This window comes from Tibeticola sediminis (assembly GCF_003843835.1).
In the GTDB taxonomy this organism is placed as follows: domain Bacteria; phylum Pseudomonadota; class Gammaproteobacteria; order Burkholderiales; family Burkholderiaceae_C; genus Tibeticola; species Tibeticola sediminis.
The window spans coordinates 78,829-98,844 of the sequence record NZ_RKQL01000004.1 but is presented as its reverse complement, the minus strand read 5'-3'; the positions used below and the strand labels follow the sequence as shown (position 1 = coordinate 98,844).

Genomic DNA, 20,016 nt, shown 5'->3' with positions numbered 1-20,016 from the left:
CTTCGGGGGGTGGGTGAGGCTGCTCAAAGTTCACAGTGTCGCAGGCCGTCGAGGTCGAGCACGCGCAGGCCGCCGTATTCGACCCGGATCAGACCGCGCGCCTCCAGGGTGTCGAGCGCCCGGTTGACGCGCTGGCGCGACAGGCCGACCAGATAAGCCAGCTCCTGCTGCGTGATGCGCAGCACCTCGCCCACGCCGGGGTAGAGCGCCGGGTTGAACAGTGCGGCGAGGTTGCGCGCCACGCGCAGCTCCGGTGTGTGCATGCGGTCGATGGCGCGCGCCGCGATGAACTGGCCGAGGCGTTCGTTGAGCTGGTTCATGACGAAGCGGTTGAAGCCGATCGAATGATCGAGCAGATGGTGGAACACGTCGACCGGCAGGCCGGCTACGAGGCTCGAGCGCAGCGCCTGCACGTGGTAGCGGTACACCTCGCGCTTGAGCGCGGTGCCCTCGCCGAACCAGCCACCCGGCGGCAAGCCGGCGTAGGTCATGGTCTGGCCCAGCCGGTCTTCGCTGCTCATCTTGAGCAGGCCCTCGATGACGCCGAACCAATAGGTGACCGGACGCCCCATGCGGCAGATGAAGTCGCCCGGCGCGGCTTCGCTCACGCGCAGCGCGTCGATCGCAACGCCGCGCTCGCCCGGGGTAAGCAAGCCCAGCCACGGGATGCCTGCGAGTTCCGCCGCGTTCGGCGGGCGGCGGCGCTGATGCAGCGACGGGGCGGGGGGCGATGCGCTCGTCATGATGTTCGGGCCCACAGAGGCGTCCAATGTAGCAATCCGGCAGGCGCGGAGGTGACCTGGGGGTGAATTGCGTTCATCTGAGTAAAAAATGAACCGCTTTCAGCACGAAGAATAAGCGTTTGAGTTTGGAATAAAGTTCATGCCACGATGGGCTTCGAGCCCCCGGCCAGGCTGAAACGGCGCTCGCGGGGGCAAGCTCTCAACCCCCGTAAGCCATCGCGGCTATGCCTGGTTTCATGCGGGCAAAGCCTGTTTTTCATCACTTTTTCGAGGATCTTTCATGACCACGAACCGCATCAACGTCCACCGGCTTCAGGTCGCCGAGCCGCTCTACCGCTTCATCAACGACGAGGTGCTGCCCGGCACCGGCGTCAGCGCCGAAACCTTCTGGGCCGGGTTCGACGCGATCGTGGGCGATCTTGCACCGAAGAACCGCGCGTTGCTAGCCGAGCGCGACCGCCTGCAGGCCGAACTCGACACCTGGCACAGCGCCCACCCCGGCCCGATCCGCGATATGGCGGGCTACCGCCAGTTTCTCGAGACCATCGGCTACCTGGTGCCCACGCCCGGGCCGGTGCGCATCACCACCGCCAACGTCGACGCGGAGCTGGCCACCCAGGCCGGGCCGCAGCTGGTGGTGCCCATCCTAAACGCCCGCTACGCGCTCAACGCCGCCAATGCGCGCTGGGGCTCGCTCTATGACGCGCTCTATGGCACCGACGTCATCCCCGAGGACGACGGCTGCGAAAAGGGCCCGGGCTACAACGAAAAGCGCGGCGCGCGCGTGATCGCCTTCGCACGCCGCTTCCTCGATGAGTCCGCGCCGCTGGCCGAGGGCAGCCACGCCGAGGCCAGCGCCTACCAGGTGGTCGACGGGGCGCTGCGCGTCTCGCTCACCGGCGGGCGCATGACGGGCCTGAAGAACCCGGCGCAGTTCGTGGGCTTTCAGGGCGAGGCGCTCAACCCCTCGTCGGTGCTGCTCAAGAACCACGGCTTGCACATCGACATCCGCATCGACCGCGCCACGCCCATCGGGCAGACCGACCTCGCCGGCGTCTCCGACGTGGTGGTCGAGGCCGCGCTGTCCACCATCCTCGACCTCGAGGACTCGGTGGCGGCGGTGGATGCCGAGGACAAGGTGCTCGGCTACCGCAACTGGCTCGGTATTTTGAAGGGTGACTTGGTCGAGTCCTTCGACAAAGGCGGCCGGCGGCTCACGCGCGGGCTGCACCCCGACCGCCGCTACCGCACGCCCCAGGGCGACGGCGAACGGGTGCTGCCGGGCCGCAGCTTGCTGTTCGTGCGCAACGTCGGCCACCTGATGACCAACCCGGCCATCCTCTGGACCGACCGGGACGGTATCGCGCACGAGATCCCCGAAGGCATCATGGACGCGATGGTCACCACCACCATCGCTCTGCACGACCTGCAAGGCCACGGCCGCCTGCCCAGCGGTGAACCCATCCGCAACAGCCGCGCGGGCAGCGTCTACATCGTCAAGCCCAAAATGCACGGCCCGGCCGAAGTGGCTTTTGCCGCCGAGCTGTTCGGCCGCGTCGAACAGGTGCTGGGCCTGCCCGACAGCACGGTCAAGCTCGGCATCATGGACGAGGAGCGCCGCACCTCGGTCAACCTCAAGGCCTGCATCGCCGCCGCGCAAAGCCGCGTCGCGTTCATCAACACCGGCTTCCTCGACCGCACCGGCGATGAAATCCACAGCGCCATGCGCGCCGGCCCCATGATCCGCAAGGGCGACATGAAGACCAGCGCGTGGATCCAGGCTTACGAGAAGAACAATGTGCTCGTCGGCCTGGCCTGCGGCCTGCGCGGCAAAGCGCAGATCGGCAAAGGCATGTGGGCCATGCCCGACCTGATGGCCGCCATGCTCGAGCAGAAGATCGCCCACCCCAAGGCCGGCGCCAACACCGCCTGGGTGCCCAGCCCCACCGGCGCGACGCTGCATGCGCTGCACTACCACCAGGTCGACGTCGCGGCGATTCAGGCCGAAATGGAGCGCATCGACGCCGACGCGCTGCGCGACGAACTGCTCACCGGGCTGCTGACCGTGCCCGTGGCCGCCGCACCCAACTGGAGCGAGGCCGAGCGCCAGCAGGAACTCGACAACAACGCGCAAGGCATCCTCGGCTACGTCGTGCGCTGGGTCGATCAGGGCGTGGGCTGTTCCAAAGTGCCCGACATCCACAACATCGGCCTCATGGAAGACCGCGCCACGCTGCGCATCTCGAGCCAGCACATGGCCAACTGGCTGCTGCACGGCGTGGTCAGCGAAGCGCAGGTGCGCGCCACGATGGAGCGCATGGCCGCGGTGGTCGACCAGCAAAACGCCGGCGACCCCTTCTACAAGCCCATGGCTGGCCACTTCGACACCAGCTACGCCTACCGCGCCGCCTGCGACCTCGTGTTCAAGGGCGTCGAGCAACCCAACGGCTACACCGAGCCGCTGCTCCACGCCTGGCGCCAGCGCGCGAAAGCGGGGGCTTGAGGCGAGGCTGCAGAAGAGACGACTTCGGCTTTTCGGTAGTCCTTTTTTGAGAGCAAAACAAGACCTTCGGATGGCGGCGGGTGGCCCCAAGAGCCCAATGCCATGAAAAAACGGCGCTTTGGGCGCCGTTTTTGTTGGATGACATTCAGCGAATGTCTTCGTCGAAGTAGTCGGAGTCGAAGCGCGGCACTTTGAGCACCTGCGCGCTCACACCGACCTCGTGCTCGATCATCAGCGCGCAGCAGCCGCCTCAATTCCTCGCGCCTGAGCATGGTGGGCAGCCGGGTCGGACGCTTCGCCCGCGTCCACTCGGAAAGCTAGGGCAGATCGACGCTCAAGACCTCCTGAACAGCAAAGCCGACAACGCCTGCGTCTGCGTCGAAGCGGCGACATGACGTTCGACGGCCAAGCCCGTCAAAAAGGCCTCCACCTCCGCCTTGCCCATCTCGGCAGGGTGGCGTTTGCTGTGGAACAGGACGTATCGTTTCACCCAGTGGACATAAGCCTGCTCGGTGCGTAAGCTGTAATGCCAGAGCCGGAAACGGTGTAATGCCAGAGCCGGAAACGGTGTAATGCCAGAGCCGGAAACGGTTCCGCAACTGGTCCAGCAACCTGGGCGGCTGTGCGGCAGAGACGATCTGGGAGGGGGAGGACATGCGGTTGACGAAGTTATCGGACGGGTTGAGCCTTGTGAAACATAAGGTTCGCACGGGCTTCCGGATTATTGGGCATAGCCTATAAAGCATTTACGCAGACACTTGGTGTCGAATTTTCGGTAGCCAGCAACAGACACTATGAGGATAATAAATATGAAAGCAAAGGACGTATTTACACCTGGAAGATATCCAACGGTAACTTTTGTCGATGAACATCTAAAAGAGAAAGAAAAGCAACTTCGCAACGCAATAGACACAGGCGGTTTGCTCGTATCGATTTCTGGACCATCGAAATCAGGAAAAACCGTCTTTGTTGAGAGGTGCCTTGGTAAAGAAAATCTACTTCAGATCACGGGTGCAGGAATTGAGTCGGCTGCAGAATTGTGGCTTCGTGTTTTTGATTTAATAGGAACGCCTGTTGCGGTTACAAAGGCTGCAAGTGAATCTAATGAACGAATAACGTCTCAATCTGGGGGTGTTTCTGGCAATGCAATAATCGCGAAGGGCAAAGTAGATATTGCGTTATCTCAAAAGCACAGCACGTCATCAAACGAATCTGCTTCTCAGGCCATCGATCCTCTTCAGTTATTGATTAGAGAGCTTAAGGGGACAGGCATGGTGGTGTTTATTGATGATTTCCACTATATCCCGTCCAAGATACAAGCCGAGCTTGCCAAGCAAATAAAGGAGGCTATTCGGAATGACGTAATTTTTATAACCGCATCAGTTCCATATCATTCTGACGATGCGCTGAGGGGAAACCCGGATTTACACGGGCGTGTCTCTATGATCGATTTCGATTATTGGGACACGAATGCATTAAAGAAAATCGCCCTAAAAGGTTTCCAGGAGCTCAATATTATTGAGCGAGAGTCAGTTATCTCTGCCTTGGCGTCGGAGGCAGCGGGGTCTCCTCAGCTAATGCAGTTTCTGTGCCTGAATTCCTGTTTCGAGTTGAATGTTCGCGAACGATCTAATACACCGGTAGATTTTATACATGATGACGCATTATTTGAAAAGATTTGCAGAATGACCGCAACTTCAGCCGATTATGGTTCGGTTGTGGATAAAATGAAAGACGGACCTAAAACACGCGGATCAAACAGAAATATCTATCAAACCAAACTGGGCTGGAAAGGCGATGTCTACAGGCTGTTAGTCAAGGCTCTATCTCTAGACCCGCCTACACTTACGTTTCGCTATAATTCCCTAATTGAACGAATTAGTTCAATATGCGCTGAAGATTCACCAAGTGGTTCCAGTGTTACTAATGCTTGTCTTCATACTGCGCAAATAGTAAATGACATGATACCTGCCGTCGTGGTGGAGTGGGATGTCGATAATGATGTATTTGATATTCGCGATCCGTATTTCTTGTTCTATTTGCCTTGGGCTGATGCAGTTGATGGCTAACGGTCTGTTCCACTCGGACCCAGCGCTGCGCGCCGGGTCCGTCGTGTCGGACAATCCGTGTGGCGGAGCGCTGGTCCGGTGACCAGTGCGTTAGGCCACAAGAAGGCAGCATGATTTCACTATCTGTAAGCGTTGATGTTCCGAACCTCGCTGACGGTGTGCGGTTCTATTCAAACGCATTCGGCTTTTAAAAGGTCGTTGCGCCAGTTCCCGGCGTAGCGGTGCTTCGTGCTGGAACTTCCGAAATTTGCCTGCTTGAGAAGGACGCAGGCTTATCGCCTTCGATTTGCACCTAAGAGAAACGCCATTACGAACGTCACTGGACACCTGTGCATCTGGACTTTCATGTTGACGATGTAAGGGCTGCTCTCGCCAAAGCATTGGAAGCGGGTGCAAAACAAGAGCATTTCTTTGAAGGTGGCGACCACCCTTCAGTAGCAATGTGCAGCGACCCATTCGGTCACGGCTTTTGCCTCATCGAACGGCGGAAATAGGTGCGTGTGGCGCTGACGCCGTCAAGTTCCTGCACGGCTGAGGGTTGGCGGCGCTTTTCAGCCGCGCAGCCCCCACCACACCAGTGCGGGCGCCAGCGCGAGCCAGAACAGGCCGAGCAGCAGCAGGTTGCCCGTGCGCGGATCGAAATCCTCGAGCGCCCGAGCCAGTGACCGCCGCAGCACGAGCATCCCCATCGCGAGGTCGAAGCCCGCCATGAGCAGCGCGAGGACGACCCCGAGCGCCAGATGGGGCGCGAACCCGTGCAGGCCGAGGCCCGGCACCTGCCATGCGCACACGCCGGTGGCGAGCAGCGCCCCCGTCACGATGCTCCACCGCAGCGCCCGGGCTTTGCCGAGCCGCGGCGCAAGCCACACCGTGCGTGCGATGCCGTGCAGCGTTTCCACCGCTGCGAGCAGCACGCAAAGCGCCAGGATTCGGAACAGAAGCTCGGGATTGAGGACGTTCATGGACGAGAGACTCGGTCGCGTGTTTCCGAGATTCTCTCTCGCAAGGCTGGCCGCACTGGTTGGGTCCCGGTGCGGCTCGACCCGCGAGGAATCGGCCATGAGCTGCCCTACAGTACGGCCCCTGTTCCCCCACCTGCGCCCGCCCCGCACCCCATGACGCTCACCCCCGATGCCCTCACGGCCCTATTGCGCCAGTCGGATGGATCGCTTTGGCACGACGACGCCATGCAGGCGTTTGGGTCGCTCTCGCCGCAAGCGGCTGGGTGGCTGAACGAGCGAGGCTCGCTCACGCAGCGGCTGCGCGACGCCTTTGGGCCGGTGACGGTGGAGCGTTTGTTCGAGGGCGCTCGAGGAGCCGAGGCGGCGGCGGGCTTGGCCGAGGGCCGCCCGGTCTGGGAGCGTTGCGTGCGGCTGGTCGCGGCGGGCCTGCCGCGCATCGCGGCGCGCACCTGCATTCCCGGCTGGGGCCCCGACAACCCGTGGTGCGAGGTGCAGCGGCTGGGCGATCGGCCCTTGGGCGAGTTGCTGTTCGAGCTCGACGACCTCGAGCGCGGGCCTTTGCGCTTTGCGCGGCTCGGTGCCGATGCCCGCGCGCCGCACGCGCGACGCTGCGTGTACCGCCGCTCCGGCGCGGTGCTCGAACTGACGGAGGTGTTTCTCGATGGCGTCTGGGGCCGCGCGGACGGCTGAACCAGGCGGTCGATCACCGTCAGGGGCAGGTTCGCCGCCGCCCTACCCGGCATCCACCAGCCAGCCCGCGACACGCCGTGCGGCACCGCTGCGCACGAGATCGTCGATCAGCGCTTCGAGCCAAGCCTCGAACGACGGCTCGGGCTCGGCTCCGTCGGGCGCTTCTTGGGACCGCAGCGTGTGCAGGTAGGGCGTGGCGCGCGCCCAGGCGTGCAGCGCCTCGGGGGCGATGCGTTGCCACTCGAGCAGCTTGAACTTGAGCAGCACACGCGCCGCATGGCGGCGATGCCGCGCCGGGTCGGCCACGAAGCCTTCGAGCCGGGCCCGCGCGTCGGCCAGGGCGCGCGCCACGTCGCTGAACACCGGGCCGTGGCCGGGGATGACGATCGCCGGCGCGAGGCGCTCGATCAGGTCGAGCGTGGCGGCGACCGCATCGAAGGCGTCAAAACCCTCGAGTTCGGGAAACACCACGCCAAAGCCGCGCGCCCAGAGCGCGTCGGCCGAGATCAGCAGCCGCGCCTCGGGCTCGAACAGGATCACCGAATGCGGGTCATGGCCGGGCGCCGCGTGCACCTGCCAGTGTCGCTCGCCGAGCGCCAGCGTCTCGCCGGGCAGCAGCAAGCCATCGAAGTGAAAACGCGCGCAGGCCTGGCCCGTGGGGCGGTAGGTCAGCGCGTCCTCGTCCCAGGCCGTCACGGCGGCGGCCAGGCCCGGCGGAATGCGGGTGTGCACGCCGGGGTAGGCCGCTTGCAGCGCGGCGTTGCCGCCGCAGTGGTCGCTGTGCAAATGGGTGTTGAGCAGATGGTCGAGCGGCGCTGCGCCCAGCGCAGCCTGCACCAGCGCGAGCGTCTGCGGCGCATGCGTGACGTAGCCACTGTCGACCAACGCCGCACCAAAGCGACCGCGCAGCAGGATGTTGTTCGACGAAAGCCAGCCGCGCTCGAACACCGTTACGTCGGGCGGCAGCGGCATGGGGGCGGACGCGGGGGTGGGCAAGGTGGCGGCGCGCATGGGGTAAGAGTATCGCGGTTGCGCGGTATTTGTGCAGAATGCGCCGTCGGCCGCGCGGCCACGCAGCGCCTCGAGGGGCATCAAAAAGTGAAGCAAAACATGGCCAATTCTCGCTGGCTTTCTGGCATTTTTGGCCTGGGCGCGACCTGGGCGGCGCTGTGTGTGCGGCGCGCGGGCCTGGCGATGATCCTGGCGCTCGGGGTGGCGAGTGCGGTGCGCGCGCAGGCCGAGCCCCTGCTGCGCTGCGAAGTCACCTACGCCGGCGCCACCGAGCGCATCGAAGCGCGGCCCGTCACCGACCCCTACCCGGTCCGCGCCGTCGACATCGCCGGGCGGTTTCGCTTCAAGCCCGTGCTGGTGCGTGCCGAAGACGGCACCCTCGACCGCGTGGTGGTGCAGGTCTACGTGCAGACGCCCGAGCAACCGGTCACGATCCAGGTTGCCACCTGGCCGCAGCCCCGGCCCACCGCCGCCGCAGCCGGGCCCGCGGCGCTCACCGGCTGGCAGCATCTCTACGCCGGGCCGCTCGAGCGCGAGCTGATCTATGGCTGCACCCTGTTGGAGTTGGAGCGATGAGCCTAAATCCGGCAGTTGGGCGCGCCTGGGCGGGTCGTCATCGGGCGCGCGGGCAAGGCGCAAACCACAGCCATGGCGCGGGCCATGGCGAGGATTTGCAACGCCGCCCCCGCGCCCGAGGGCGGCTCGAACGGGCGCGCAGCGCTCACCCAAGCGGTGAGCGGCATCCGGAGCTAAAACCGTTGGAACAGCAACACCTTGCATTCAGCGAGAAGCGGTCAACTGCCGGATTTAGGGCAACGCTGAACAAGTCCCTCGCGCGCCGCGCATCCCGGCTGCAGGCGGTCTGCGTCGTTGCAAATCCTCGCCATAGCATGGGCTATGGCTGCGGTTTGCGCCTCGCATCCCATCCCGCAGCCGGGCGCGCGCCATCGCAGGAACTTGTTCAGCGTTGCCTTAGGCTGAAGCCAGCACCCCATCCCGCGATGCCCGCAAAGCCCACGCCGGCCCCCGCCGCACGCGCCGCGGGCCTGACACGGCTCGCCCGTTGGGCCGCAGCCGCCCTGCTGGGCATGCTGCTGTGGGGGTGCGCGCAGCCCACGACGAGCGGCGCGCAGCCCGTCGATGCGGCCCGTGTCGAGCCGGCGGTGACGCTGGTGTTTGGCGGCGATGTGGTGCTCGACGACACGGCCGGCGCGCTCATCGCGCGCGGCGGCGACCCGTTCGCCGAATTTGCCGATGTGTTTGCCGCCGCCGATCTGCGCGCGGCCAACCTCGAATGCGTGGTGGCCACCACCGGCCACGCGCACGAGAAAAACTACACCTTTCGCGCCCATCCGCGCGTGCTGCCGACGCTGGCCCGACATCTCGACGCGCTGGCCTTGGCCAACAACCACTCGGGCGACTTCGGCCGCGAGGCTTTCGCCGAAATGCTCGCATTGCTGCCGCGGGCCGGTTTGGGCGCGTTCGGCGGCGGACACAACCTGGCCGAAGCGCACCGGCCGCTCATCCTCACCCGGCGCGGGCTGCGCGTCGCGCTGCTCGGCTACAACGAATTCATGCCGCGCCGCTTCGAGGCCGATGCCGACGCTCCCGGCGTGGCCTGGAGCGACGACGCGCAGGTGCGCGCTGACATCCGCGCCGCCCGCCTGCGTGACCGCGCCGACCTGGTGATCCCCGTCATGCACTGGGGTTGGGAGAACGAGCCGCACGCCAACGCCCGCCAGCGTGCCCTGGCGCGCCTGATGATCGAAGCCGGTGCCGACGCCGTGATCGGCGGCCATCCGCACGTCACGCAGGACGTGGAGCTGGTTGCCGGTCGCCCCGTGATCTACAGCGTCGGCAACTTCGTCATGAAGGAAACCGACAACGACGCCCAACGCCGCGGCTGGCTGCTGCGCCTGCGCCTGGACCGCCGGGGCGTGCAGAGCTTCGACGCCGTGGCCGCACGGCTCGACGCCGATGGCATCCCCCACCGCGCCCGAGGCGAACCCGTTCCTTGCTGGCGGCGCGGCGATGCGGGCGTGGGGGTCTGCGCGAGCGAGTAGCCATCGGGAGCCGCTCCTATCCGGCGCGCCCGAACGCGTCATAGCCCGTCTTGAGGATCAAGCCGGTGACGACGACGATGAAGGCCACACGCACGAAGCCTGCGCCGTGACGCAGCGCGAGGCGCGTGCCGAGCAGACTGCCCGCGATGTTCGCCAGCGCCATGGGCAGCGCCAGGTGCCACCAGATGTGGCCTTTGGCGGCAAACAACAGCAGCGCCGCGAGGTTGGTCGCGACGTTGATGAACTTGGCCGAAGCCGAAGCGTGCAGGAAGTCATAGCCGAGCAGCCGCACGAACAAAAACACCAGAAAGCTGCCGGTGCCCGGCCCAAAGAAGCCGTCGTAAAAACCGATGACCAGACCGACGCCCAGCGCCAGCAGCCGCTCGAGCCGAGGCGTGCGCAGCGGCGCGTGGTGCCGCCCCAGTTCTTTTTTCGCCAGCGTATAGGCCAGCACCGCTGCGAGCACGAAGGGCAGCAGCCGGCGCAGGAAAGCCGGGTCGATCAGCGTGACCAGCCAGGCGCCGCCGAACGAGCCCACGAAGGCCGCGAGCGCCGCCGGCGCCAGCGCCGCCCAGCGCAATTCCACCCGGCGGCTGTACTGCACCGTGGCCCAGGCCGTGCCCCAGACCGAGGCGCTTTTGTTCGTCCCGAACAGCGTGGCCGGTGCGGTCGTGGGAAAAGTGGCGAACAGCGCGGGCACCAGAATCAGCCCGCCGCCACCGACGATCGCGTCCACGAAGCCCGCGAGCAGCGAGGCCGCGGAGACGATCAGCATTTCCATGGGCGGCATTGTGGCAGCGAAAGCGCTCTCTTTTGATGAGCAAGAACGCACCGAATCACGCCGGGGATGGGGCGATCTGGGTTCAAACCTGCCTCGAGCGGGCAAAAAAAAGCACCGCTTGGCGGTGCTGGAAGTCAGACATCTCGTTGCGGATGTTGATTCGTCGTCTTGTGGCCCGGTGGGCGGTGTCTCCTCGGTTCCTCGGTCCGTTGTCGCCTGCTCGACAGCGGATGAGCGAATGAAATGTAAGCGGCTGTGCCGCGTCCGCCCATCGGGGATTTCCCTGGCATCCGCTTGGGGTGCGCCGGTCGCTCACGCCTCTGCGCGCATCCAGGCTGCGGCGCGCTCGGCCATCATCAGCGTGGGGCTGTTGGTGTTGCCGCTGGTGATGGTGGGCATGGCGCCGGCGTCGACCACGCGCAGGCCGTGCACGCCGCGCACGCGCAGGCGGCTGTCGAGCACGGCCATCGGGTCGTCGGCACGGCCCATGCGGGTCGTGCCCACCGGGTGGAAGATGGTGGTGGCGATGTCGCCGGCGAGCCGCGCGAGCTCCTCGTCGCTCTGGTATTGCACGCCGGGCTTGTACTCCTCGGGGCGATAGCGCGCCAGCGCGGGCTGCGCGACGATGCGGCGGGTGAGCCGCAGGCTCTCGGCGGCGATGCGGCGGTCTTCGTCGGTGCTGAGGTAGCTGGGGGCAATCGCGGGCGGGTCGGCAAAGCGGGGGCTTCGGATGTGGACCGTGCCGCAGCTCGTGGGGTTGAGGTTGCACACGCTCGCGGTGAACGCGGGGAAGTCGTGTAGCGGCTCACCGAAGGCGTCGAGCGAGAGCGGCTGCACGTGGTATTCGAGGTTGGGCCAAGGCTGGTTGGGGTCGCTGCGGGTAAAGGCGCCGAGCTGGCTGGGCGCCATGCTCATCGGGCCGCTGCGCGTGAGCAGGTATTGCAGCCCGATGCGCGCCTTGCCGAGCCAGTGGTTGGCCAAGGTGTTGAGCGTGGTCGCGCCCTGCACCTTGAACACGGCGCGGATTTGCAAATGGTCTTGCAGGTTGGCGCCCACGCCTGGAAGGTCGGCCACCACCGGGATCCCCAGGCGCTGCAGCAGCGGCGCGGGCCCCAGGCCCGAGAGCTGCAGGATCTGCGGCGAGCCGATCGCGCCCGCGCTGAGCACGACTTCGCGCGTCGCGCGCACCGTCACCGCCTCGCGGCCCGTCCAAACTTCTGCGCCGCAGCAGCGCGGCCGGCCGTCGGAGCCGGGCTCGAACAACAGTCGCATGACCTGCGCGCCGGTCCACAGCTCGAAGTTCGGTCGGCCGTAACAGGTCGGCCGCAGGAAGGCCTTGGCCGTGTTCCAACGCCAGCCGGATTTCTGGTTGACTTCGAAGTAGCCCACGCCCTCGTTGTTGCCGGTGTTGAAGTCGGCCGTGGCGGGAATGCCGGCCTGTTGCGCGGCCTGCGCGAACGCGTCGAGGATGTCCCAGCGCAGCCGCTGGCGCTCTACCCGCCATTCGCCGCCCGCGCCGTGGAACGCGTTGGCGCCGCCGTGGTGGTCTTCATGCTGCTTGAACACCGGCAGGCACTGGTCCCAGCGCCAGGCGTCGTCCCCGGTGATGGCGGCCCACTGGTCGTAGTCGCGCGCCTGGCCGCGCATGTAGATCATGCCGTTGATGCTGCTGCAGCCGCCGAGCACCTTGCCGCGCGGGTAGCGCAGCCGCCGACCGTTGAGGCCCGCATCGGGCTCGGTCTGGTAGAGCCAGTCGGTACGCGGGTTGCCGATGCAATAGAGGTAGCCGACCGGCACATGCACCCAAAGGTAATCGTCACGGCCGCCGGCCTCGATGAGCAGCACGCGCCGCTGGGGATCGGCGCTGAGCCGATTGGCCAGCAGGCTGCCCGCCGTGCCCGCGCCGATGATGATGTGGTCGAAGCTCGGGGCCGGTGCGTTCGGTGCGGTCATCGGTTTTTCCTATGCGATTCTTTGACACAATCAATTAGAGATTGTGATAGGTTGCCGCTATCATTCGTTCCGTCGGTTGTGGCCTTGCCGGGAAGATCCCCGGGGCCCGCCGCACGTACAGGCAGCGCTGAAGCGCGATCCACCCGGGGCGGGTTTCAGAGCTGCTTTCACAACCATCCATTTCCGGAGGAAAAAACCATGTCTCTGATCAACACCACCGTCAAACCGTTCAAGGCCCAAGCGTATCAAACGGGCAAGTTCTTCGAAGTCACCGAGCAGACGCTCAAAGGCAAGTGGAGCGTGTTCTTCTTCTACCCGGCCGACTTCACCTTTGTCTGCCCGACCGAACTCGAAGACCTCGCCGAGCACCATGCCGAGTTCCAGAAGATCGGCTGTGACATCTACGGCATTTCGACCGACACCCACTTCGCGCACAAAGCCTGGGCCGACACCTCGCCGGCCATCGCCAAGGTCAAGTACGCGCTGATCGGCGACCCGACCGGCCAAATCACGCGCAACTTCGACGTGATGATCGAAGAAGAAGGCCTCGCCCTGCGTGGCACCTTCGTGATCAACCCCGAAGGCGTCATCAAGCTCTGCGAAATCCACGACAACGGCATCGGCCGCGATGCGCGCGAACTGCTGCGCAAGGTCAAGGCGGCTCAGTACATCGCCGCGCACCCGGGCGAGGTCTGCCCGGCCAAGTGGGAAGAAGGTGCGGCCACGCTCAAGCCTTCGCTCGACCTCGTCGGCAAGATCTGATCGACGCGCTCGGCGCTCGGGGCGGCTGGCGCGGGCCAGTCGCCCTTTTTTTACCCATTTCCGGGCCATGCCGGCGAAAAATGAACCGATCTTGCTATGACTAAAGGAGCAAACATGTTGGACGAAAACCTCTTGGCGTCGCTGCGCGCCGCGCTCGCTCATGTGCGTGAACCGATCGAGATCGTCGCCACGCTCGGCGATGACCCGGTCTCGGCGCAGATGCGCGATCTGCTCGAAACCATTGCCGCGCAGCGCCCCGACGCGATCACCCTGCGCACCGACGGCGACGATGCGCGACGCCCGTCGTTCGCGCTGCAACGTCCCGGACAGCCGGCGCGTCTGCGGTTTGCCGGCTTGCCGCTGGGGCATGAATTCACCTCGCTCGTGTTGGCGCTGGTCTGGGCGGGCGGCCACCCGCCGCGCGTGGAGCCCGAACTGCTCGAGCGCGTCGATGCACTCGGCGGCGGGCCGTATGCGTTCGAGGTCTACATGAGCCTCTCGTGCCACAACTGCCCCGACGTCGTGCAGGCGCTGGCGCTGCTGGCCTTGCGCAACCCGCGGGTCTCGACCACCGTCATCGAGGGCTCGGCCTTCGCCGACGAAGTTCGCAGCCGCGGGATTCTGGCCGTGCCCCAGGTGTATCTGAACGGCGAACCCTGGGTCGCCGGGCGCACCACCTTGGCGGAGATTCTCGACCGGCTCGACACCGGCGCCGCAGCGCGCGGGGCCGCGGCGCTCGACGCCGAGCCGCCGTTTGACGTGCTCATCGTCGGCGGTGGCCCTGCGGGCGCCGCAGCCGGGCTCTACGCGGCCCGCAAAGGCTTGCGCACGGGCATCGTGGCCGAGCGTTTCGGCGGGCAGGTCAACGACACCGCGGCGATCGAGAACTACCCCTCGGTGCCCGAAACCATCGGCCCGAAGTTCGCCGCCGCGCTCGAACAGCAGGTGCGCGCGGTGGGCGTGCAGGTGCTTGCGGGTCAAAAGGCCAAGGCCTTGGAGCCGACGGGCGATGCGGCGGGGCTGCATGCGCTCGCGCTCGAGAGCGGTGCGACCCTGCGCGCGCGCACCGTCATCCTGGCCACCGGTGCCCGCTGGCGCAACCTCGGCGTGCCGGGCGAGGCGCAGTACCGCAACCGCGGCGTTGCGTATTGCCCCCACTGTGACGGCCCACTGTTCAAAGGTCGTGACGTCGCCGTCATCGGCGGCGGCAACTCGGGCGTCGAAGCGGCCATTGACCTCGCCGGGCTCGCGCGGCATGTGACCTTGCTCGAATTCGCCCCGAGCCTCAAGGCTGATGCAGTGCTCGTCGAGCGGCTGCGCAGCCTCCCCAACGTCACCGTCCACACCGAAGCGCAGACGCTCGAAGTCGTCGGCGACGGCGCCGTCGTGACTGGGCTGCGCTGGCGCGACCGTGCGAGCGGCGCCGAGCACCTGCTGCCGCTCGCGGGCGTGTTCGTGCAAATCGGACTCGTGCCCAACACCGAGTGGCTCGAAGGGGCGGTGGCGCGCAACGCGTTCGGTGAAATCGTCGTCGACGCCAAAGGCGAGACCAGCCGTGCTGGCATCTTCGCCGCAGGCGACTGCACGACCGTGCCCTACAAGCAAATCGTCATCGCCGCAGGCGAAGGTGCCAAGGCCGCGTTGGCCGCGTTCGACGCGCTGATCCGCCAGCCGGTTCGCTGAGGCGGCATTGCCAACATCCGTTGCGTACCCTCGCGGAGGGGGTCATTCAGCGGTGCCATCTGGGCAACGCTCAAGCCGCCCCTCGTGCGCCGAAGATTGCCGTTCCGACGCGCACGAGGGTGCTGCCGGCGGCGATGGCGGCTTCGAGGTCGTCGCTCATGCCCATCGACAGGGTGTCGAGCGGCAGGCCTTGCGCGCGCAGATGGTCGAACAGCGCGCGCGTGCGCCGATGCACGGCAAGCGCGGCTTCGAAATCCGGCGCGGGCTCAGGGATCGTCATGAGGCCGCGTAGGCGCAGCGAGGGCAGGGCGGCCACCGCGCGCGCGAGTGCCAGCGCGTCTTCGGGCGCGACGCCGGCCTTCGTGGGTGCGCCGTCGATGTTGACCTGGATGCACACCTGCAGCGGCTCGCGATGGCGGGGGCGTTGCGCACTCAGCCGCTCGGCGATCTTGAGGCGGTCGACGCTGTGCACCCAGTCGAAATGTTCGGCGACGAGTCGGGTCTTGTTCGATTGCAGGGGTCCGATGCAGTGCCACGTCAGGCCCAGGTCAGCGGTGGCTTCGATCTTCTCGACACCTTCATTGACGTAGTTCTCGCCAAACTCGCGCTGCCCGGCTGCGGCGGCCGCGCGCACGGCCAGCGGCCCGAAGCGTTTGGAGACCGCGAGCAGCCGCACTTCCGAGGCAGGCCGGCCCGCCGCCGCACAGGCGTGCGCGATCCGTTCGCGTACGGCTTGGAGCTTCTCGGCAATCGTCGTCATAATCGGTCAAGCGTAACAAAAGGATCGAGGGAATCCGTGGACATCACCCAGCTGCTTGCGTTCACCGTCAAGAACAAGGCCTCCGACCTGCATCTCTCGGCCGGCTTGCCTCCGATGATCCGCGTCAACGGCGATGTGCGTCGCATCAACGTCGAGCCGCTCAACCACAAAGCGGTGTTCGCGATGGTCTACGACATCATGAACGACGCGCAGCGCAAGGCGTACGAGGAATTCCTCGAGGTCGATTTCTCGTTCGAGGTCGAGGGCCTCGCGCGTTTCCGCGTCAACGCCTACAACCAGCAGCGCGGCGCCGCGGCTGCGTTCCGCACGATTCCCTCGAAAATCATCACGCTCGAGCAGCTCGGCGCGCCGCGCATCTTCGCCGACTTCGCCCTCAAGCCGCGCGGCTTGGTGCTCGTGACCGGGCCGACCGGCTCGGGCAAATCGACCACCCTGGCGGCGATGGTCAACCATCTGAACGAGACCGAGTACGGCCACATCCTGACCATCGAGGATCCGATCGAGTTCGTGCATGAGTCCAAGAAATGCCTCATCAACCAACGCGAAGTCGGCCCGCACACCCTGTCGTTTGCCGCGGCCCTGCGCTCGGCCTTGCGTGAAGACCCCGATGCCATCCTGGTGGGCGAGCTGCGGGACCTCGAAACCATACGCCTAGCCATGACCGCAGCCGAGACCGGGCACCTGGTGTTCGGAACCCTGCACACCTCGAGCGCAGCCAAGACCATCGACCGCGTGATCGACGTCTTCCCGGCCGAAGAAAAGGAAATGGTCCGTGCGATGCTCTCCGAGTCGCTCGTCGCGGTGATCTCGCAGACGCTGTGCAAGCTCAAAGACGGCAGCGGACGCGTGGCCGCGCATGAGATCATGGTGGGTACGCCCGCCATACGCAACCTCATCCGCGAAAACAAGGTCGCGCAGATGTATTCGGCGATTCAGACCGGCAACAGCTTTGGCATGCAGACGCTCGACCAATGCCTGGCCGACCTGGTGCGACGCAACATCATTTCGCCGGCCGAGGCCCGCTCGAAGGCCAAGATTCCCGAAAATTTCCCCGGCTGATGCCGCGCTTGACCTTCCTATCTGGGGTTCTGCATGAAACAGATCTTTGAAAAACTGCGCGGCCGATCGGCATCGGACTCCCGGCCCGACGGGAGCGAGTCCACCTTCTTCCAGACCGCTTTCCAAGGCCATGCCACCGAGGGCGAAATCACCATTCCTTGGGACGTGCGCGCGGTCGAGATCGACGCGCGGCGCTTCTCGAGCGACCGTGGGGCGCAGCTCTTGCGCGGCCTTTGGACGCGCGACCCCCATATGCGCAGCCTCGATGCGGCGCAGATGGACCGGCTCGTGCATTATTTCGACTACGCCAGTGTCCCGTCCGAGCGCGAGGTGATGCGCCAAGACGAATATGGCAGCTTTCTCGTCGTCTTGCTCGAAGGCAGCATGGCGGTCGATCGCTTGCAGCCATGGGGCGAGCGGCTGCGCTTGAGCGAGGCGCGGCCGGGCGAAGTGCTCGGGGAGATGTCGCTGCTCGACGGGGGCCGTCGCTTCTCCGACTGCGTCACGCTCAGCGAATGCCGCCTGGCCGTGCTGGGCGCGGAGGATCTCGACGAAATGATGGGGCAGCAGCCGCAGCTTGCAGCCAGTTTCGTCGCCTTGCTGGCCCGCAAGCTGTCGCTGCGGCTGCGCGCGATGGGCGAGCGCCTGACCGATCGCCGTTGACCCTGCTATTCGAGGAACCGCTATGGAACGCGATCAGGCCGGCAAATTCATCAACGACTTGCTGCGGTTGATGGTGAGCCGGGGCGGCAGCGACCTGTTCATCACCGCCGAATTTCCGCCAGCGATCAAGGTCGACGGCCAGGTGACCAAGCTGTCGGCGCAGCCGCTCACGCCCTTGCACACACAAGCGCTGGCGCGCGCCATCATGAGCGACAAGCAGGCCGCCGAATTCGAGCGCACGAAAGAGTGCAACTTCGCCATTGCTCCGGCGGGCATCGGGCGCTTTCGCGTCAACGCCTTCGTGCAGCAGGGCAAGATCGGCATGGTGCTGCGGGTGATTCCGCAAACCTTGCCCACCATCGACGGCCTGGGCATGCCGCAGGTGCTCAAAGACGTCGCGATGGCCAAGCGCGGTCTGGTCATCTTGGTGGGGGCCACGGGGTCGGGTAAATCCACGACGCTGGCGGCCATGATCGACTGGCGCAACGAAAACTCCTACGGCCACATCGTGACGGTCGAAGACCCCGTCGAATTCGTCCACACGCACAAAAACTGCGTGGTCACGCAGCGTGAGGTGGGGCTCGATACCGACAGCTGGGACGCCGCGCTCAAGAACACGCTGCGCCAGGCACCCGACGTCATCCTCATGGGCGAAATCCGCGACCGCGAAACCATGGAATACGCCGTCGCCTTTGCGGAGACGGGTCACCTCTGCATGGCGACGCTGCACGCCAACTCGGCCAACCAGGCACTCGACCGCATCATCAACTTCTTCCCCGAAGAGCGGCGCACCCAACTGCTTATGGACCTCTCGCTGAACTTGCGCGCGATGATCTCGCAGCGGCTCGTTGCGCTCGAGGACGGCCGCGGGCGCATCGCTGCCGTGGAGGTGATGCTCAACACACCGCTGATTTCCGACCTGATCTTCAAGGGTGACGTCGCCGGCATCAAAGAGATCATGAAGAAAAGCCGCAACCTCGGCATGCAGACCTTCGACCAGGCCTTGTTCGACCTCTACGAGTCCGAAAAAATCAGCTACGAAGACGCGCTGCGCCATGCCGACTCGGTCAACGACCTGCGGCTGCAAATCAAGCTCAGCAGCCGCCGCGGCAAGGCGCCGGACCTCTCGGCTGGCACCGAACATTTCTCCATCGTTTGAGACACCATGTCCAGCATTGCCCCCAGAACCTACGAGCCCACTAAACCCTGCCGCGTCGCTTTCCTCGGCCTGGGCGTCATGGGCTATCCCATGGCCGGGCACCTGGCCCGCGCGGGGCACACGGTCACCGTCTACAACCGCACCGCGGCCAAGGCCCAGGCCTGGTGCGATGAATTCGCCGCCGGCGACCGCAGCCGCATGGCCGACACGCCGCGGGCGGCGGCCCAAGGCGCCGACGTGGTCTTTTGCTGCGTCGGCAACGACGATGATTTGCGGGCCGTCGCGCTCGGAACGCCCGAGGGCGCCGGTGCGCGCCGCGCGGATGGCGCCTTCAGCGGCATGCACGCGGGGGCGGTTTTCGTCGACCACACCACGGCGTCGGCCGATGTGGCGCGCGAGCTGGCGCAAGTGGCCCACGAACAGCACCTCGCGTTCATCGACGCGCCGGTTTCGGGTGGGCAAGCCGGCGCGCAGAACGGTGCGCTGACCATCATGTGTGGCGGTCCAGAGCCGGTGTTCGAGCGCGTACGTCCGCTGATGATGGCCTATGCGCGGGCCGCCACCCTCATGGGCGGCCACGGCGCGGGGCAGCTCACGAAGATGGTCAACCAGATCTGCATCGCCGGGCTCGTGCAGGCGCTGGCCGAGGGCATCGCCTTTGGCCAAAAAGCCGGGCTCGACATGAACCTCGTGCTCGACGTGATCGGCAAGGGCGCGGCCCAAAGCTGGCAGATGGACAACCGCGGCAAGACCATGGTGGCCGACCGCTTCGACTTCGGCTTTGCGGTGGACTGGATGCGCAAAGACCTCGCGCTGGTGCTCGAGGAAGCGCGCCGCAACGGCTCGAGCCTGCCCGTCACGGCACTCGTGGACCAGTTCTATGCCGACGTCCAGCGCATGGGCGGGCGCCGCTGGGACACCTCGAGCCTGATCAAGCGCTTGCGTTAGGGCAACGCTGAACCAGTCCCCCGCGCGTCGCGCATCCCAGCTGCGGGGGCTCTGCTTCGTTGCAAATCCTCGCCATAGCTTCGGCTATGGCTGCGGTTTGCGCCTCGCATCCCATCCCGCAGCCGGGCGCGCGCCATCACGGGAACTTGTTCAGCGTTGCCTTAAGGCAACGCTGAATCAGTGCCT

Annotated in this window: 19 protein-coding genes and 1 pseudogene; 12 read left to right on the top strand and 8 right to left on the bottom strand. The window is 65.6% G+C overall.

All coding sequences use genetic code 11. From position 1 onward, the window contains the following. Window positions 1-23: 23 nt before the first annotated feature. Window positions 24-743, bottom strand: coding sequence for a Crp/Fnr family transcriptional regulator (locus EDC62_RS09050; RefSeq protein WP_124222865.1), 720 nt, complete (start codon window positions 741-743; stop codon window positions 24-26). A gap of 280 nt (window positions 744-1,023) precedes the next feature. On the opposite strand from EDC62_RS09050, the gene EDC62_RS09045 reads away from it, so the two are divergent. Beyond that, window positions 1,024-3,246: a malate synthase G gene (locus EDC62_RS09045; RefSeq protein ID WP_124222863.1), complete on the top strand. Its 2,223-nt coding sequence runs from the start codon at window positions 1,024-1,026 to the stop codon at window positions 3,244-3,246. Between the two features lie 334 nt (window positions 3,247-3,580). Here the strand turns inward: EDC62_RS09045 and EDC62_RS09040 are convergent, their stop codons facing one another. Further along, window positions 3,581-3,736, bottom strand: coding sequence for a site-specific integrase (locus tag EDC62_RS09040; RefSeq protein ID WP_245968822.1), 156 nt, complete (start codon window positions 3,734-3,736; stop codon window positions 3,581-3,583). 319 nt (window positions 3,737-4,055) lie between these two features. Here EDC62_RS09040 and EDC62_RS09035 point away from each other — a divergent pair, with 319 nt between their 5' ends. Next, on the top strand, window positions 4,056-5,315 hold the full coding sequence (locus EDC62_RS09035) for a hypothetical protein (protein WP_124222861.1): 1,260 nt from the start codon (window positions 4,056-4,058) through the stop codon (window positions 5,313-5,315). Between the two features lie 326 nt (window positions 5,316-5,641). Beyond that, window positions 5,642-5,809, top strand: a pseudogene (locus EDC62_RS13315) (VOC family protein); the annotation flags it as partial. Window positions 5,810-5,866: 57 nt separating this feature from the next. Here the strand turns inward: EDC62_RS13315 and EDC62_RS09030 are convergent. Next, complete coding sequence (locus EDC62_RS09030; RefSeq protein WP_124222859.1) at window positions 5,867-6,277, bottom strand: hypothetical protein; 411 nt, start codon at window positions 6,275-6,277, stop codon at window positions 5,867-5,869. Between the two features lie 153 nt (window positions 6,278-6,430). Between EDC62_RS09030 and EDC62_RS09025 the strand changes: the two genes are divergently transcribed. Further along, complete coding sequence (locus EDC62_RS09025; protein WP_124222857.1) at window positions 6,431-6,967, top strand: chorismate--pyruvate lyase family protein; 537 nt, start codon at window positions 6,431-6,433, stop codon at window positions 6,965-6,967. Between the two features lie 42 nt (window positions 6,968-7,009). Here the strand turns inward: EDC62_RS09025 and EDC62_RS09020 are convergent, their stop codons facing one another. Further along, the gene (locus EDC62_RS09020) at window positions 7,010-7,978 is read right to left on the bottom strand and encodes an MBL fold metallo-hydrolase (protein ID WP_211330971.1); all 969 of its coding nucleotides are present in this window, start codon (window positions 7,976-7,978) and stop codon (window positions 7,010-7,012) included. Window positions 7,979-8,077: 99 nt separating this feature from the next. Here EDC62_RS09020 and EDC62_RS09015 point away from each other — a divergent pair, with 99 nt between their 5' ends. After that, on the top strand, window positions 8,078-8,554 hold the full coding sequence (locus tag EDC62_RS09015) for a hypothetical protein (protein WP_245968821.1): 477 nt from the start codon (window positions 8,078-8,080) through the stop codon (window positions 8,552-8,554). A 2-nt stretch (window positions 8,555-8,556) separates the two neighbouring features. Here EDC62_RS09015 and EDC62_RS13015 read toward each other — a convergent pair whose 3' ends face one another. Continuing rightward, a complete protein-coding gene (locus EDC62_RS13015) occupies window positions 8,557-8,721 on the bottom strand; it encodes a hypothetical protein (RefSeq protein WP_170159044.1) in 165 nt (54 codons plus the stop codon). Between the two features lie 345 nt (window positions 8,722-9,066). Between EDC62_RS13015 and EDC62_RS09010 the strand changes: the two genes are divergently transcribed. Then, entirely contained in the window at window positions 9,067-10,041 is a 975-nt protein-coding gene (locus tag EDC62_RS09010) for a CapA family protein (protein WP_124223243.1), read from the top strand. 16 nt (window positions 10,042-10,057) lie between these two features. Here the strand turns inward: EDC62_RS09010 and EDC62_RS09005 are convergent, their stop codons facing one another. Continuing rightward, window positions 10,058-10,822: a sulfite exporter TauE/SafE family protein gene (locus EDC62_RS09005; protein ID WP_124222855.1), complete on the bottom strand. Its 765-nt coding sequence runs from the start codon at window positions 10,820-10,822 to the stop codon at window positions 10,058-10,060. Window positions 10,823-11,134: 312 nt separating this feature from the next. After that, the gene (locus tag EDC62_RS09000; RefSeq protein WP_124222853.1) at window positions 11,135-12,775 is read right to left on the bottom strand and encodes a GMC family oxidoreductase; all 1,641 of its coding nucleotides are present in this window, start codon (window positions 12,773-12,775) and stop codon (window positions 11,135-11,137) included. 198 nt (window positions 12,776-12,973) lie between these two features. Here EDC62_RS09000 and ahpC point away from each other — a divergent pair, with 198 nt between their 5' ends. Together ahpC and ahpF are read left to right on the top strand one after the other, a co-directional pair. Next, window positions 12,974-13,537: an alkyl hydroperoxide reductase subunit C gene (ahpC, locus tag EDC62_RS08995; RefSeq protein WP_124222851.1), complete on the top strand. Its 564-nt coding sequence runs from the start codon at window positions 12,974-12,976 to the stop codon at window positions 13,535-13,537. Between the two features lie 114 nt (window positions 13,538-13,651). After that, window positions 13,652-15,220 carry an alkyl hydroperoxide reductase subunit F gene (ahpF, locus tag EDC62_RS08990; RefSeq protein ID WP_124222849.1) on the top strand — a complete coding sequence of 523 codons (1,569 nt, stop codon included), beginning with the start codon at window positions 13,652-13,654 and terminating at the stop codon, window positions 15,218-15,220. Window positions 15,221-15,290: 70 nt separating this feature from the next. On the opposite strand, the gene EDC62_RS08985 is transcribed toward ahpF, so the two are convergent. Next, the gene (locus EDC62_RS08985) at window positions 15,291-15,980 is read right to left on the bottom strand and encodes a YggS family pyridoxal phosphate-dependent enzyme (protein WP_124222847.1); all 690 of its coding nucleotides are present in this window, start codon (window positions 15,978-15,980) and stop codon (window positions 15,291-15,293) included. Window positions 15,981-16,016: 36 nt separating this feature from the next. Here EDC62_RS08985 and EDC62_RS08980 point away from each other — a divergent pair, with 36 nt between their 5' ends. Genes EDC62_RS08980 through EDC62_RS08965 form a run of 4 tightly spaced genes read left to right on the top strand, consistent with a single transcriptional unit; the run spans window position 16,017 to window position 19,830 of the window. Continuing rightward, the gene (locus EDC62_RS08980) at window positions 16,017-17,060 is read left to right on the top strand and encodes a type IV pilus twitching motility protein PilT (protein WP_124222845.1); all 1,044 of its coding nucleotides are present in this window, start codon (window positions 16,017-16,019) and stop codon (window positions 17,058-17,060) included. 33 nt (window positions 17,061-17,093) lie between these two features. Continuing rightward, window positions 17,094-17,723, top strand: coding sequence for a Crp/Fnr family transcriptional regulator (locus EDC62_RS08975; protein WP_124222843.1), 630 nt, complete (start codon window positions 17,094-17,096; stop codon window positions 17,721-17,723). A gap of 22 nt (window positions 17,724-17,745) precedes the next feature. Further along, window positions 17,746-18,882: a PilT/PilU family type 4a pilus ATPase gene (locus EDC62_RS08970; protein WP_124222841.1), complete on the top strand. Its 1,137-nt coding sequence runs from the start codon at window positions 17,746-17,748 to the stop codon at window positions 18,880-18,882. 6 nt (window positions 18,883-18,888) lie between these two features. Continuing rightward, window positions 18,889-19,830, top strand: a complete 942-nt coding sequence (locus tag EDC62_RS08965; protein WP_124222839.1) for an NAD(P)-dependent oxidoreductase — start codon at window positions 18,889-18,891, stop codon at window positions 19,828-19,830. The last annotated feature ends 186 nt before the right edge of the window (window positions 19,831-20,016 follow it).

Excerpts from the sequence above, each read along its gene's own strand:
- EDC62_RS09020 (WP_211330971.1), bottom strand. The coding sequence starts at position 7,978 with ATGCGCGCCGCCACCTTGCCCACCCCCGCGTCCGCCCCCATGCCGCTG.
- EDC62_RS09030 (WP_124222859.1), bottom strand. The coding sequence starts at position 6,277 with ATGAACGTCCTCAATCCCGAGCTTCTGTTCCGAATCCTGGCGCTTTGC.
- ahpC (WP_124222851.1), top strand. The coding sequence starts at position 12,974 with ATGTCTCTGATCAACACCACCGTCAAACCGTTCAAGGCCCAAGCGTAT.
- EDC62_RS09000 (WP_124222853.1), bottom strand. The coding sequence starts at position 12,775 with ATGACCGCACCGAACGCACCGGCCCCGAGCTTCGACCACATCATCATC.
- EDC62_RS09025 (WP_124222857.1), top strand. The coding sequence starts at position 6,431 with ATGACGCTCACCCCCGATGCCCTCACGGCCCTATTGCGCCAGTCGGAT.
- ahpF (WP_124222849.1), top strand. The coding sequence starts at position 13,652 with ATGTTGGACGAAAACCTCTTGGCGTCGCTGCGCGCCGCGCTCGCTCAT.
- EDC62_RS09005 (WP_124222855.1), bottom strand. The coding sequence starts at position 10,822 with ATGGAAATGCTGATCGTCTCCGCGGCCTCGCTGCTCGCGGGCTTCGTG.
- EDC62_RS09010 (WP_124223243.1), top strand. The coding sequence starts at position 9,067 with ATGCTGCTGTGGGGGTGCGCGCAGCCCACGACGAGCGGCGCGCAGCCC.
- EDC62_RS08970 (WP_124222841.1), top strand. The coding sequence starts at position 17,746 with ATGGAACGCGATCAGGCCGGCAAATTCATCAACGACTTGCTGCGGTTG.
- EDC62_RS09045 (WP_124222863.1), top strand. The coding sequence starts at position 1,024 with ATGACCACGAACCGCATCAACGTCCACCGGCTTCAGGTCGCCGAGCCG.
- EDC62_RS09015 (WP_245968821.1), top strand. The coding sequence starts at position 8,078 with ATGGCCAATTCTCGCTGGCTTTCTGGCATTTTTGGCCTGGGCGCGACC.
- EDC62_RS08985 (WP_124222847.1), bottom strand. The coding sequence starts at position 15,980 with ATGACGACGATTGCCGAGAAGCTCCAAGCCGTACGCGAACGGATCGCG.
- EDC62_RS08965 (WP_124222839.1), top strand. The coding sequence starts at position 18,889 with ATGTCCAGCATTGCCCCCAGAACCTACGAGCCCACTAAACCCTGCCGC.
- EDC62_RS09035 (WP_124222861.1), top strand. The coding sequence starts at position 4,056 with ATGAAAGCAAAGGACGTATTTACACCTGGAAGATATCCAACGGTAACT.
- EDC62_RS08975 (WP_124222843.1), top strand. The coding sequence starts at position 17,094 with ATGAAACAGATCTTTGAAAAACTGCGCGGCCGATCGGCATCGGACTCC.
- EDC62_RS13015 (WP_170159044.1), bottom strand. The coding sequence starts at position 8,721 with ATGCCGCTCACCGCTTGGGTGAGCGCTGCGCGCCCGTTCGAGCCGCCC.
- EDC62_RS09050 (WP_124222865.1), bottom strand. The coding sequence starts at position 743 with ATGACGAGCGCATCGCCCCCCGCCCCGTCGCTGCATCAGCGCCGCCGC.